The following is a 12,374-nucleotide window of genomic DNA, read 5'->3' as shown; positions in this document are numbered from 1 at the left end:
CGCAAAACCGCTTCACGCTTTGCTCGAATTGCTTCACACCCCATAGGCGGCCTTCGCCCGTTCGGCCCGGCGGTCGAGCGGCAGCGTCCGGCTGGCTGCGACGAGCTCCGCCTTCTTCCGGCCGATGAAGGTGACGAGCTCCTCGATCTCGACGCGCTGGTGCGTCTCGGGGTTCACGTAGCGCGACGCCTCGATATAGGCGAAGTGGAAGATCTCCTCGACGCTGCGCCGGCGCGTGCGCCGCGGCACCGGCCTGTGGTCGACGGTGACGCCCCAGCCCGAATAGAAGGGCGCGCCGTAGCAGTGCACCGCCTTGCCCGCCATCAGCGCCTCGAAGCCCATGAGCGAGGAGACGGTGAAGACCGCGTCGGCAGGCTCGATCAGCGCGTAGGGGTTGACGTCCCGGTCGACGAAGAAGACCCGCTCGCGCTCGTGGTCGGGAAGCTGCGGCAGGGTCTTCGTGAAATAGCCCGCCGCGCCGCCGCCGATCGCGTCGGGATGCGCCTTGATGAGGATGTCGTGGTCGGGATGGCCGGTGACGGCGTCGAGGAGCATCCGCTCGAAGCTGTCCTCGTCCGCCAGGCTGCCTGAGATCGACAGGTCGCCGCGGCGCTGGTCGACGACGAGCACCTTCGGCCGCCCCGGCCGGCCGGCGGCGACCGTCTCGTCGGGCGCGTGGTTGTATTTCGATACCCGCGCCCCGACGATCTGGCGGATCGCGCCGAGCGCGCGCCGGCGCTCCATGTTGGTGAGCTCGCGCCCGCCCTGCAGCAGCCGTTCCAGCCCCGAGGGCCGGGTCGCGTCGTAATGGGCGGTCGTGTCGTCGACGATGACGGAGAGGCTCGGCTCTCCGGACAGGCCGATCTTGACGGAGCGGATGAAGCCGTCCTCGACCACGGCGACGGGCCGGCCGAGCAGCCGGGCGACGGAGCGCTGGTTGTCGCCGGCGCCGTTCTCGCCGGCGCCCCAGTGCAGGAAGACGTCGACCGAGGCGACCTCGGCGAGCGAGGTCGACAGGCTGCTTCTCAGCGTGCGGATGTTCAGGAGCTTCGGCAGGAAGTAGCGGGTGGTCCCCAGCGCCTCCTCGTCGCAGTCGATGGCGACGACGTCGAGCGCCTCGCCGGCGACGAGCCGCTCGACCGCCGACGGCGCGGTCGCCACCGCCGCCTTCCCGGTCGCCACCTCCGTCAGGTAGGCGCGGATGCGGTCGGCCGCCCTGCCGTCGAAGGCGCCGACGCCGAAGAGGCCGGCCGCCCAGCGCATGCCCTCCTCGTCGTGGGCCCAGGTGCCGGCGAGCATCGCGTCGAGGATCGGCCGCGCCTCGTCCGCCGAGCGGGCGGCCGGTATGCCGGCGCGCTCCCAGAACTGCTCGAACTCGACATATTTCATCGACAGCGCGTAGCGGCCGAGCAGCAGGCCCTCGAACAGCATCGTGCTGTTGACCGACGTGACGACGTCGCAGTGGTACAGCGCCTCCTCGGGGCCGACGAGGTAGCAGGTCGCGTCGTCATAGGCCCCGTGCGCCGAGCGCAAGAGCGTGTTGCGCAGCACCAGGCCGAGGATGTCGTCCTTGGAGGGCGGCAGGCGGACGATGAGCTGCGCGTCGTTGTCCTCGCAATAGGCGATGAGGTCGGCGATGGCGGCGCGCTGCGAGTTGCGCGCGACCGTCGTGTCGAGCTGCGAGTCGAGCGGCTGGGAGGCGAAGAGGATGATCTTGCGCTCCGGATCGAGGCCGAACAGCGTGCAGAACTGCTTGCGCGTCAGCAGCGGCCTGTAGTCGTGATAGGTGTCGAACTTCGGCGCGCCGACCGCGGTGAAGCGCTCGGCCGGATAGCCGCGCTCGACGAAGATGTCCTTCTGCAGGCCGCCCCAGCCGAGCGTCACGTCGGACACGGGTATGGAGGCCTGGCTGGTCGGGTCCCAGTAGTACTTGTCGCGGTCGACGAACACCGACTCGTGCGGGATGAGGATCGTCGGGATGCCGAGCTCCTTGCAGACGCCGACGATGATGCGCATCACCGGCGCCCAGTCGAAGGTGACGATGACGCCGGCGATCGTCGCGCGGATCGGCACCAGGCGGCGGATGACCATCTGGCGATAGAGGTCGGGATTGGCGCGGGCGAAGCGCAGGATGGTGCGGCGGGTGTCGTTGTTGTCGACGTCCTTCATCATGTCGAAGGGGAGCAGCTCGTAGCTGTCGCTCTCGATGCGGCTGATGAGCGCGTCGCCGTGCTCGGCGATCCACGGCACGTAGAGGAAGACCGGCTTGCCGGAGGCGAGGGCCGCCTTGGTCTGCGCCGTCGGGCGCGACTGGAACCAGGCGGGGATCGCGCGCTCGCCCTGCGTGGCGCCGCTGGTGCCGGCGGGCGGCGTGGTGAGGAAGCTTGCCGGGATGTCCGGCCGCGTCAGGTTCAGGTCCTCGACGGGGATGCGGTGGCGGGTGCAGAAGCGGCGGATGAAGTCCGGCAGCCGGTTGCCGGCGTGGTAGACGCGCGCGCGGGCGTCGGAGAGCAGCCACGGCATCCACTTGATGTAGAACTCCAGCCGCGACGGCGCGCCGTTGCAGGCGCGCACGCGTTCGCCGGGGAAATATTGCAGCAGCACTTCTTTCGGGGCCTTGCGCACGAAGAAGGCCCGCATCGGCTCCTCGTGGGGTCGGATCCTGTCCAATGGAATGCGGCCGTACCGGTAGAGTGTCTTTCCAACCTCCAGTGCAGCGGTGGCGATCACGATCAGTCCTCTCTGCGGCGGCGCGGGGGCGCTGCCGATATGCTCCAAAACGGGCGGAGGGTAATCGCGGATTGCTACAGTTTTTTTGCAGTCGGCGTTTTTGTGTCAGCCGATCAGCAATGCGTCGTCGTCGAGCGTCTGGCCGCGCATCTTGCGGAACATGGCGATCAGGTCCTCGACCTGGAGCGTCTTGCGGCTGTCGCCGGTGACGTCGAGCACGATCTCGCCGCCGTGCAGCATCACCGTGCGGTGGCCGTAGTCGAGCGCCTGGCGCATCGAATGCGTCACCATCAGCGTCGTCAGCTTGCGTTCGGAGACGATCTTCTCTGTCAGCGTCATGACGAATTCGGCCATGCCCGGATCGAGGGCGGCGGTGTGCTCGTCGAGGAGCAGCACGTCGGAGCCGGCGAGCGTCGCCATCACCAGCGAGACGGCCTGGCGCTGGCCGCCGGAAAGCAGGTCCATGCGGTCGCCCATGCGGTTTTCGAGGCCGAGGTTCAACTCGGCGATGCGCTCGCGGAAGCGGGCGCGGCGGCTCGGGCCGAGCGCCGGCGCGAGGCCGCGCCGCTCGCCGCGGCGGGCGGCGAGCGCCAGGTTCTCCTCGATGGAGAGCGCGCCGCAGCTTCCCGTCAGCGGGTCCTGGAAGACGCGGGCGACGCGGCCGGCGCGCTGGGCGGTGCCCTGCCGCGTCACGTCGACGGTGCCGATCGTCACCCGGCCCTCGGTGGCGATGACGTCGCCGGCGAGCACGCCGAGCAGCGTCGACTTGCCGGCGCCGTTCGAGCCGATGACGGTGACGAACTCGCCCTCGGCGATCGTCAGGCTGACGCCGTTCAGCGCCTTCTTTTCCAGCGGCGTGCCCCTGCCGAAGACGACCTTGATGTCGGAGACGGAGATCATCGGGCGGCTCCCCCGCGGCGAAGGCGCGGCAGCACGAGCGCCACGGTGACGAGCAGCGCCGTCACGAAGTTGAGGTCGGAGGCCTTCAGCCCGAGCACGTCGGAGGAGAGCGCGAGCTGGATGGCGATGCGGTAGAAAATCGAGCCGAGCACGCAGCCGATCAGCGCCATGAGGATGCCGCGCGCGCCGAACAGCGTCTCGCCGATGATGACGGCGGCGAGGCCGACGACGATGGTGCCGACGCCGGAGGTGACGTCGGCGAAGCCGTTCGTCTGGGCGAAGAGCGCGCCGCCCAGCGCCACGAGCGCGTTGGAAAGGGCGATGCCGAGGTAGATCTGCCGGTCGGTGCTCACCCCCTGCGCGCGTGCCATGCGCGGGTTCGCCCCGGTCGCGCGCATCGACAGGCCCGCGTCGCTTTCGAGGAAGCGCCAGACGACGACGACGGCGACGACGACCAGCACGCCGACGAAGAGCGGGCGGACGTAGAAGTCGCGCAGGCCCAGGCCGAAGAAGGGGCTGATCATCGTCTCGGCATTGATCAGCGCGACGTTCGGCTTGCCCATGACGCGCAGGTTGACCGAGAAGAGGGCGATCATCGTCAGGATCGAGGCGAGCAGGTGGAGGATGCGGAAGCGCACGTTGAGCATCGCCGTCACCAGCCCGGCGACGGCGCCCGCCACCATGGCGACGGCCGAGGCCAGCCACGGGTTGAGGCCGGCGATGATCAGCACGGCCGCGACCGCGGCCCCCAGCGGAAAGGACCCGTCCACGGTGAGGTCGGGAAAGTCGAGAACGCGGAAGGTCAGATAGACGCCGATCGCCACGAAGGCGAAGACCAGCCCCAGTTCGACGGCACCCCAGAAGGCAATCAGGCTCACGGTTTCGGCTTTCTCTCGTTCCTGCGGTGAGAAGAATGGCAGGGGCTTTAACGGATCAGCCGCCGCCGGGCAAGCCGGCGGCGGCTGATCGCTGTTCCGTCGATCGTCGCGGGAACGCTTATTCGATCACGCGGGTGGCGCGGGTAAGCACGCTCTCGGGCACCGTGACGCCCATCTTGGCGGCGGCGGCCTTGTTGACGACGAGGTCCGTGCCGGCGGCAACCTTCACGGCGATGTCGCCCGGGTTCTCGCCCTTGAGGATGCGCACGACGACCTCGCCCGTCTGCTTGCCGACGTCGAAATAGTTGAAGCCGAGTGCGGCGAGCGCGCCGCGCGAGACGGAGTCCGTGTCGGCGGTGAAGAGCGGCAGCTTGCCTTCCTCGGCGACGGCGATCGCGCCTTCGAGCGCCGAGACGATCGTGTTGTCCGTCGGCACGTAGATGGCGTCGGCGCGGCCGACCAGCGCGCGGGCCGCACCCTGCACCTCGGCCGACTTGGTGGCGGCGGATTCGACGATTGTCAGGCCCGCCTTGTCGGCCTCGGCCTTCAGCACTTCCAGCAGCGAGACGGAGTTGGCCTCGCCGGAGTTGTAGAGATAGCCGATGGTCTTCGCCTCGGGCAGGATCTCCCGGATCAGCGCGATGTGCTCGGCGACCGGCGACATGTCGGAGAGGCCGGTGACGTTGCCGCCGGGCTTGTCCATGTCGCTCACGAGCTGCGCGCCGAGCGGGTCGGAGACGGCGGTGAAGACGACCGGGATGTCCTTCGTCGCCGAGACGACGGCCTGGGCGGAGGGCGTGGAGATCGGCACGATCACGCTCGGGCCCTCGCCGGCGAACTGGCGGGCGATCTGGGCGGCGGTCGCCGGGTTGCCCTGGGCGGACTCGTAGAGGAAGGTCAGGTTCTCGCCTTCCTTGTAGCCGGCCTCGGCGAGCGCCTCCTTGACGCCGTCGCGGGCGGCATCGAGGGCCGGGTGCTCGACGATGGCGGTGACGGCGACGGTGACGTCGTCGGCCTGCGCGGGCAGCGAGATCGCGAGCGTTGCCGCGAAAGCGAGCAGAAGTGAGCGCATGAATGGTTCTCCCTGGACTGATTTCGGGCAATCTCTAGGCAAAACCGCCGCCCGGATCAATTGGCGGAAGCCGCTTCACCGATCACATTTTCTGATGGGAGTAGGCGGCATGGCCCCCAATCCGCCTGCCGGCACCTTCTTCCGAAGGGGAGAAGGGGAAAATCATCGGCGCCGCAGTTCCCTTCTCCCCGCCGGGGAGAAGGTGGCCCGAAGGGCCGGATGAGGGGTATCCTCAGTCGTCCTCGCCGTGGCCGATGATCATCATCGCCTCGAAGGCCATGCGGTCGACCTTGCGCATGCGCTCGGATTCCGACTTCAGCTGGCCGCAGGCGGCGAGGATGTCGCGGCCGCGCGGCGTGCGGATCGGCGAGGCGTAGCCGGCCTGGTTTATGAAGTCGGCGAAGCGCTCGATCTGCTCCCAGTCCGAACACTGGTAGTTGGTGCCGGGCCAGGGATTGAAGGGGATAAGGTTGATCTTCGCCGGGATGCCCTTCAGCAGCTTCACCAGCAGCTTGGCGTCCTCCAGCGTGTCGTTGACGTCCTTCAGCATCACGTATTCGAAGGTGATGCGGCGCGCGTTCGACAGAGAGGGATAGGCGCGGCAGGCGTCGAGCAGCTCCTTCAGCGGATATTTTTTATTGATCGGCACCAGCATGTCGCGCAGCTCGTCGCGCACGGCGTGCAGCGAGATCGCCAGCATCACGCCGATCTCCGAACCGGTGCGGTAGATCTCCGGCACGATGCCCGAGGTCGACAGTGTCACCCGGCGCTTCGACAGCGACAGCCCGTCGCCGTCGGTGGCGATCAGGAGCGCCTGCTTGACGTTCTCGAAATTGTAGAGCGGCTCGCCCATGCCCATCATGACAATGTTGGAGACCTTGCGGCCCTCCGCCGGCACGATGGCGCCGGCCGGCGTGTCGCGGTCGGGGAAGTCGCCGAGCCGGTCGCGGGCGAGCAGCAGCTGGGCGAGGATTTCCTCCGCCGTCAGGTTGCGCACCAGCTTCTGCGTGCCGGTGTGGCAGAAGGAACAGGTGAGCGTGCAGCCGACCTGGCTGGAGATGCAGAGCGTGCCGCGGCCTTCCTCGGGGATGTAGACGGTCTCGATCTCGACCGGCCGGCCGGCGCCGCGCGGGGGGAAGCGCAGCAGCCACTTGCGCGTGCCGTCGGCGGAGACCTGCTCCTCGACGATCTCGGGACGGGCGATGGTGAAATGCTTCTTCAGCATCTCGCGCATGTCCTTCGACACGTTGGTCATGTGGTCGAAGTCGGAGACGCCGCGCACGTAGAGCCAGTGCCAGAGCTGGCTGACGCGCATCTTCACCTGCCGCTCGGCCACGCCCCTCTCGGCGAGCGCGCGGCCCATCTCCTCGCGCGAAAGCCCGATCAGCGAGGGCTTCTCGGCGGCGGGGATGTGGCGGGCGGCCGGCGCCTTCACCGGCGCGGCCGTATCGAGAAAGTCCATGCTCGTCATCGTTCGTCCTGCTCCGGCAGGCCGCGAGCGGCATCCGGGGTAAAGATCATGCTCGATCTGGAATGCGGGCGTCGGGCCGTATCGCCGGTCCTGCGGCGCGCCCGTATCGCCGGCCTTTAGCATTGTTCGGGGGCCGAGTCACCTGTTTTGCCGGGACCCCGAAAAAGCGCACGGGCCGGCGTCGCCCGCCGGCCCGTGCGCATGCGGATGTCCGCCGGACGGCTCAGCGGCAGCTCTCGATCTGCTTCAGCGCCGCCGAGATGCCGGAGAGCGAGTAGGAATAGGAGGTGCCGGTGCCGCGCCGCGAGGTCGCCTTCACGGTCATGTCGCGGCCGCCCTTCATGGCGGCGACCAGCGCCGGCTCTTCCGCCGCGTTCTCGACCCAGGCGGAGTTGCCCTTCGTGAACATCACGAAGTTGCGGCCGTCGATCGTCACGTTGACCTTGGAGTTCTCCTGCAGCGGATAGCCCATCATCGCCTGCGGCTCGTAGCTGATGTTCTGGCCCGGGCGCTGCGAGACGAGGAAGAAGATGTCGCCGTGGTCGACGCCGGCGGGAGCCTTCTCCTTCGGCACGGAGAGCACGTAGCAGACCTTGCCGTTGCCGGCCTGGTACGAATAGGCGCCCCAGGCATTGAACTGCTGAATGCGCGTCGGCGTCTGCGCCGAAGCCACGCCGGCTGTCGCGAGAACCAGGGCGAGTGCGGTTGCGAGCTTTCTTACGTACATGTTTTCCTGCCGGTTGTCTTGCCAGTGAATTGCCCGATTGAAGGAAGAGCCGGGCCATGCATGATCACGATTTGATTTATTTTGACTTAATTCAGGTTACCAAACCGTCAACAGAGGCTCAATTCGCCGGAGCCTGCGCGCCGCGAAGAGACTGGCATGCCTCGCAACCGGCGGCTCCCCCCGCCCTTCTGCGCATGCGCCCCCAAGTCCCTCGATGGTCCGAAGGCAACCCGTCCGGCGACTAAGGCGGAAAGAATCGGGCAAGAGTTTGACCCGATCCGCGACAGGAGCCGTGACGGGGCGGCGATCAGCGCGCCGCGCGGGTCTCCGGCTCGTCCGTCATGGCGATGTCGGCGGCGCGGTAGTGGTCTTCGCGAATGTGGCCGCGGATGGCGGCGAAGGCCGCCGTCAGCACCGCCACGTCGTCGGAGAAGCCGACGAGGGCGAAGACGTCGGGGATGCCGTCGAGCGGCAGGACGAAATAGGCGAGCGCGGCGAGCAGGATGCCGCGCACCCTGGTCGGCGTCGCCGGATCGAGCGCGCAGTAATAGGCGGCGACTAGGTCGCGGGAAAAGGGGACCTGCCGCATGGCGCGCTTCAGGACCGGCCAGAACCGGCGGCGCACGCGTTCGCTCTGGCGGCCCTGCTCCGCCTCGTCGCCGGGCAGGAGAATTTCGCCGATCTTCACCTCGTCCATGCGTGCCTCCTTGGGATGGCGCCGCCGGCTCGTGCCGGCAGGCTGCATATGGGAAGCGCCGGTCCCCGCGTCAACCGGCCGCACGGGCGGCGGCGGCCTTGTCCATCGCCGCGGCGAGCTTGACGTCGAGCTCCGTCAGCCCGCCGGCGTCGTGGTTGGTGAGGCGCACGTCGACGCGGTTGTAGACGTTGAACCATTCGGGATGGTGGTTGAACTTCTCCGCCGCGAGCGCGGCCTCGGTCATGAAGCCGAAGGCCTCGCGGAAGGTCTTGAACCGGTAGGTCCTGGTGATGGAAATCCCGTCGTCGGAGAGCGTCCATCCCGATAGGGGCTCCAGCGCCGCACGAATCGCGTCCTCGTCCAGTCGTTCCTGTTTCATCGTCCTTCTCCTGTCGGGTTGCCCCTCATCCGGCTGCCGCCACCTTCTCCCCTCAAGCGGGGAGAAGGAGATGCCGTACCGGTTTCCGTATCAAGGGAAACCGCGGCCTCTTGTTCCCTTCTCCCCGACAGGAGGATGAGGGGCGATCTTCCGCCCTCACACGAAGAACTGGCCGCCGTTCGCCGAGATCGTCGAGCCGGTGATGAAGCCGGCGTCGTCGGAGGCGAGGAAGACGACGATGCGGGCGATCTCCTCCGGCTCGCCGAGGCGGCCGACGGGGATCAGCGGGATGATACGCTCGTTCAGCACCTTCTCCGGGATCGCGCGCACCATCTCGGTGCCGATATAGCCGGGGCAGATGGCGTTGACGGTGATGCCCTTGGCGGCGCCCTCCTGGGCGAGCGCCTTGGTGAAGCCGAGGTCGCCGGCCTTGGCGGCGGAATAGTTCGCCTGGCCCATCTGGCCCTTCTGGCCGTTGATCGAGGAGATGTTGACGACCCGGCCGAAGCCGCGGTCGCGCATGCCAGACCAGATCGGATGGGTCATGTTGAAGAGGCCGGTGAGGTTGGTGTTGACGACGGCGGTCCACTGGTCCGGCGTCATCTTGTGGAACATGGCGTCGCGGGTGATGCCGGCATTGTTGACGAGGACCTCGACGGGGCCGAGGTCGGCCTCCACCCGGCCGATGCCCTCCACGCAGCTCTCGTAGCTCGACACGTCCCACTTGTAGACCGGGATGCCGGTCTCCGCCTTGAAGGCGTTGGCCGCCTCGTCGTTGCCGGCATAGTTCGCCGCCACCCTGTAGCCGGCCGCCTTCAGCGCCACCGAAATGGCGGCGCCGATCCCCCGCGAGCCGCCCGTCACCAATGCTACCCTGCTCATGTGCTTCACTCCCCTGTCGTCGTTTTTGTTCGGCCCGGCGCCCTGCGGCGACGGGCCCTGGCACAAGCGAAGGGCGGGCCTCCGCTCAGAGGCGCTCGACGCAGAGCGCGATGCCCATGCCGCCGCCGATGCACAGCGTCGCAAGCCCCTTGCCGGCGCCGCGCCGCTTCATCTCGAAGAGCAGCGTGTTGAGGATGCGGGCGCCGGACGCGCCGATCGGATGGCCGATGGCGATGGCGCCGCCGTTGACGTTGACGATCGAGGGATCCCAGCCGAGGTCCTTGTTGACGGCGCAGGCCTGGGCGGCGAAGGCCTCGTTGGCCTCGACGAGGTCGAGGTCGCCGACCGACCAGCCGGCCTTCTCCAGCGCCTTGCGCGAGGCCGGGATCGGCCCGGTGCCCATGATCTTCGGGTCGACGCCGGCCGTCGCCCAGGAGACGATGCGGGCGAGCGGCGCGATGCCGCGGCGCGCGGCCTCCGCCTCGGTCATCAGCAGGGCCGCGGCCGCGCCGTCGTTGATGCCCGACGCGTTCGCCGCCGTCACCGTGCCCTCCTTGTCGAAGGCGGGCTTCAGCTTGGCCATGGCGTCGATGGTGGCACCGTGGCGGATGTACTCGTCGGCGTCGACGGTCACGTCGCCCTTGCGGGTCTTGACGACGAAGGGGACGATCTCGTCCCTGAAACGGCCTTCCTTCTGGGCGGCCTCGGCCTTGTTCTGCGAGGCGACGGCGAAGGCGTCCTGCTCGTCGCGCGAGAGCTGCCACTGGCGGGCGATGTTTTCCGCCGTGGTGCCCATGTGGTAGCCGTGGAAGGCGTCCGTCAGGCCGTCCTTGATCATCGTGTCGATCAGCTTGTAGTCGCCCATCTTCACGCCGGCGCGCAGGTGCGCGCAGTGCGGCGCCATCGACATGGATTCCATGCCGCCGGCGACGATGATCCTGGCGTCGCCGGTGGCGATCTGCTGCATGCCGAGCGCCACGGCGCGAAGCCCCGAGCCGCAGAGCTGGTTCATGCCCCAGGCGGTCGCCTCCTGCGGCACGCCCGCCTTCATCGCCGCCTGGCGGGCGGGGTTCTGGCCTTCGCCGGCCGGCAGCACCTGGCCGAGGATCACCTCGTCCACCTCGCTTGCGGAAACCCCCGCGCGCTCCAGGGCCGCCGAGATGGCCGCCGCGCCCAGTTCGTGGGCGGGCGTGTTGGCGAAGGCTCCGTTGAAGGAGCCGACTGCCGTGCGGGCAGCGCTGGCGATGACGATGGACGGAGTGCTCATGGTTGCTTCCTCTTGTTGGGCCGGCGGCGCAACAGGCGCAACCGGCCGATACCCTTGGATCGAAACTGGCAAAGCTGCCGGGGAGAGTCAAACGCGTAATCGGCACTAACGCGAAAGTTTAATGAGGCGATCGTGAAGGACGCCGGCCCCGCCGCAGCGCACAATTCGATTGTCAGGCGCCCTTTTTTGCGGATACTCGGGAAACCGAGAAAAAACATTGGAATACGGGGAACGAGGAGACCCAGATGGCCAGGAACGACGGGCAGATCGTCATCAAGAAATACGCCAATCGCCGGCTCTACAACACCGGGACCAGCACCTATGTCACGCTCGACGACCTGGCGGTCATGGTCAAGAAGGGCGAGGACTTCGTCGTGCAGGATGCGAAGTCCGGCGAGGACATCACCCATTCCGTGCTGACCCAGATCATCTTCGAGCAGGAATCCAAGACCGGCAACACGCTGCTGCCGATCTCGTTCCTGCGCCAGCTCATCTCCTATTACGGCGACCAGATGCAGATGGTGGTGCCGAGCTATCTGGAGCATTCCATGCAGGCCTTCGCCGAGCAGCAGGCGCAGATGCGCGAGCAGATCAACAAGGCCTTCGGCGACACGCCGCTCGGCAAGAACCTGCAGGTGCCGATCCAGATGGTCGAGGAGCAGGTGCGCCGCAACACCGAGCTGTTCCAGCAGGCGATGCAGATGTTCTCGCCCTTCGTCAACGCGCCGCAGCCGAAGGAGACGAAGAAGGCCGAGGCCAAGGACATCGACGAATTGAAGGAGCAGCTGCGCGCGCTGCAGACGCGGCTCGATAACCTGGGCTGAAGCGGTTCCGGCAAAAGCGCGAAGCGGCTTTGCGTCCGGAATCGCGAAAACTGAGGGCTAGAGCCCGATAGACAAGTCCCGGCTCGCCGTGCGGATGGAGACGGCGAAGCCGGCGATGACGTCGATGAAGCAGATCGTCATCAGGATGAAGAAGATCTGCGTCGCCGCGCCGCGCACGAGCAGGAACTCGACCAGGAAGACGACGAAGAGCACCATCGACAGCATGTGGTCGAGGAGCGCGCGCGAGCCCGGCCGCGTCGCCTTCAGGATCTCCAGGAACAGCAGCGCCAGCGCGATGACGATCAGCAGGTCGCCGAAGGACATGGTCCATGTCGTGCCGGACAGCATGTTCATCGCCATCACGTCGCTGTCGAGCACGGCGATGCCGCCCTCGCCGAAAAGCCCGGTCATCGCGAGATTGTAGAGGGCGAACGGAATGATCAGCAGCGGTATGGCGAGAAGCATGAGCGGCGTATCCCTGTGAATGCCGTCCGGCCGGGGAATCGGCCGCGTCCGGCAGACTGTCGCCCGCGGCGCCGGAAAAGAA

General features: G+C 67.6%; 12 protein-coding genes. 1 reads left to right on the top strand and 11 read right to left on the bottom strand.

The genetic code is table 11. From position 1 onward, the window contains the following. Positions 1-33: 33 nt before the first annotated feature. The 10 genes from NNZ72_RS08590 to NNZ72_RS08545 form a co-directional block, all read right to left on the bottom strand. A complete protein-coding gene (locus NNZ72_RS08590; RefSeq protein WP_257314874.1) occupies positions 34-2,640 on the bottom strand; it encodes a capsular polysaccharide export protein, LipB/KpsS family in 2,607 nt (868 codons plus the stop codon). Positions 2,641-2,835: 195 nt separating this feature from the next. Beyond that, a complete protein-coding gene (locus tag NNZ72_RS08585) occupies positions 2,836-3,630 on the bottom strand; it encodes an ABC transporter ATP-binding protein (protein ID WP_257314873.1) in 795 nt (264 codons plus the stop codon). After that, positions 3,627-4,508, bottom strand: a complete 882-nt coding sequence (locus NNZ72_RS08580; RefSeq protein WP_257314872.1) for an ABC transporter permease — start codon at positions 4,506-4,508, stop codon at positions 3,627-3,629. The genes NNZ72_RS08585 and NNZ72_RS08580 overlap by 4 nt, the downstream gene beginning before the upstream one ends. 118 nt (positions 4,509-4,626) lie before the next feature. Next, a complete protein-coding gene (locus NNZ72_RS08575) occupies positions 4,627-5,580 on the bottom strand; it encodes an ABC transporter substrate-binding protein (protein ID WP_257314871.1) in 954 nt (317 codons plus the stop codon). A gap of 232 nt (positions 5,581-5,812) precedes the next feature. Further along, a complete protein-coding gene (gene rlmN / locus NNZ72_RS08570; protein WP_257314870.1) occupies positions 5,813-7,051 on the bottom strand; it encodes a dual-specificity RNA methyltransferase RlmN in 1,239 nt (412 codons plus the stop codon). 223 nt (positions 7,052-7,274) lie between these two features. After that, on the bottom strand, positions 7,275-7,778 hold the full coding sequence (locus NNZ72_RS08565; protein ID WP_257314869.1) for an invasion associated locus B family protein: 504 nt from the start codon (positions 7,776-7,778) through the stop codon (positions 7,275-7,277). Positions 7,779-8,085: 307 nt separating this feature from the next. Next, a complete protein-coding gene (locus tag NNZ72_RS08560; protein ID WP_257314868.1) occupies positions 8,086-8,475 on the bottom strand; it encodes a YkvA family protein in 390 nt (129 codons plus the stop codon). A 70-nt stretch (positions 8,476-8,545) separates the two neighbouring features. Next, positions 8,546-8,854 carry a 4a-hydroxytetrahydrobiopterin dehydratase gene (locus NNZ72_RS08555; protein ID WP_257314867.1) on the bottom strand — a complete coding sequence of 103 codons (309 nt, stop codon included), beginning with the start codon at positions 8,852-8,854 and terminating at the stop codon, positions 8,546-8,548. A 156-nt stretch (positions 8,855-9,010) separates the two neighbouring features. After that, on the bottom strand, positions 9,011-9,736 hold the full coding sequence (locus NNZ72_RS08550) for a beta-ketoacyl-ACP reductase (RefSeq protein ID WP_257314866.1): 726 nt from the start codon (positions 9,734-9,736) through the stop codon (positions 9,011-9,013). Between the two features lie 85 nt (positions 9,737-9,821). After that, a complete protein-coding gene (locus NNZ72_RS08545) occupies positions 9,822-11,003 on the bottom strand; it encodes an acetyl-CoA C-acetyltransferase (protein WP_257314865.1) in 1,182 nt (393 codons plus the stop codon). Between the two features lie 245 nt (positions 11,004-11,248). Between NNZ72_RS08545 and phaR the strand changes: the two genes are divergently transcribed. Further along, positions 11,249-11,827: a polyhydroxyalkanoate synthesis repressor PhaR gene (gene phaR / locus NNZ72_RS08540; RefSeq protein WP_257314864.1), complete on the top strand. Its 579-nt coding sequence runs from the start codon at positions 11,249-11,251 to the stop codon at positions 11,825-11,827. A gap of 57 nt (positions 11,828-11,884) precedes the next feature. On the opposite strand, the gene NNZ72_RS08535 is transcribed toward phaR, so the two are convergent. Next, positions 11,885-12,292 carry a hypothetical protein gene (locus NNZ72_RS08535; RefSeq protein ID WP_257314863.1) on the bottom strand — a complete coding sequence of 136 codons (408 nt, stop codon included), beginning with the start codon at positions 12,290-12,292 and terminating at the stop codon, positions 11,885-11,887. Between the last annotated feature and the right edge of the window lie 82 nt (positions 12,293-12,374).

Source organism: Shinella pollutisoli, assembly GCF_024609765.1.
Taxonomy (GTDB): Bacteria; Pseudomonadota; Alphaproteobacteria; order Rhizobiales; family Rhizobiaceae; genus Shinella; species Shinella pollutisoli.
Note: the sequence above shows the minus strand (reverse complement) of the source record. Positions and strands in the feature narration are given on the sequence as shown.

What these genes read in the sequence shown, in the direction of transcription:
- NNZ72_RS08590 (WP_257314874.1), bottom strand. Translation starts at nt 2,640, where the DNA reads ATGCGGGCCTTCTTCGTGCGCAAGGCCCCGAAAGAAGTGCTGCTGCAA.
- NNZ72_RS08585 (WP_257314873.1), bottom strand. Translation starts at nt 3,630, where the DNA reads ATGATCTCCGTCTCCGACATCAAGGTCGTCTTCGGCAGGGGCACGCCG.
- NNZ72_RS08575 (WP_257314871.1), bottom strand. Translation starts at nt 5,580, where the DNA reads ATGCGCTCACTTCTGCTCGCTTTCGCGGCAACGCTCGCGATCTCGCTG.
- rlmN (WP_257314870.1), bottom strand. Translation starts at nt 7,051, where the DNA reads ATGACGAGCATGGACTTTCTCGATACGGCCGCGCCGGTGAAGGCGCCG.
- NNZ72_RS08565 (WP_257314869.1), bottom strand. Translation starts at nt 7,778, where the DNA reads ATGTACGTAAGAAAGCTCGCAACCGCACTCGCCCTGGTTCTCGCGACA.
- NNZ72_RS08560 (WP_257314868.1), bottom strand. Translation starts at nt 8,475, where the DNA reads ATGGACGAGGTGAAGATCGGCGAAATTCTCCTGCCCGGCGACGAGGCG.
- NNZ72_RS08555 (WP_257314867.1), bottom strand. Translation starts at nt 8,854, where the DNA reads ATGAAACAGGAACGACTGGACGAGGACGCGATTCGTGCGGCGCTGGAG.
- NNZ72_RS08550 (WP_257314866.1), bottom strand. Translation starts at nt 9,736, where the DNA reads ATGAGCAGGGTAGCATTGGTGACGGGCGGCTCGCGGGGGATCGGCGCC.
- NNZ72_RS08545 (WP_257314865.1), bottom strand. Translation starts at nt 11,003, where the DNA reads ATGAGCACTCCGTCCATCGTCATCGCCAGCGCTGCCCGCACGGCAGTC.
- phaR (WP_257314864.1), top strand. Translation starts at nt 11,249, where the DNA reads ATGGCCAGGAACGACGGGCAGATCGTCATCAAGAAATACGCCAATCGC.
- NNZ72_RS08535 (WP_257314863.1), bottom strand. Translation starts at nt 12,292, where the DNA reads ATGCTTCTCGCCATACCGCTGCTGATCATTCCGTTCGCCCTCTACAAT.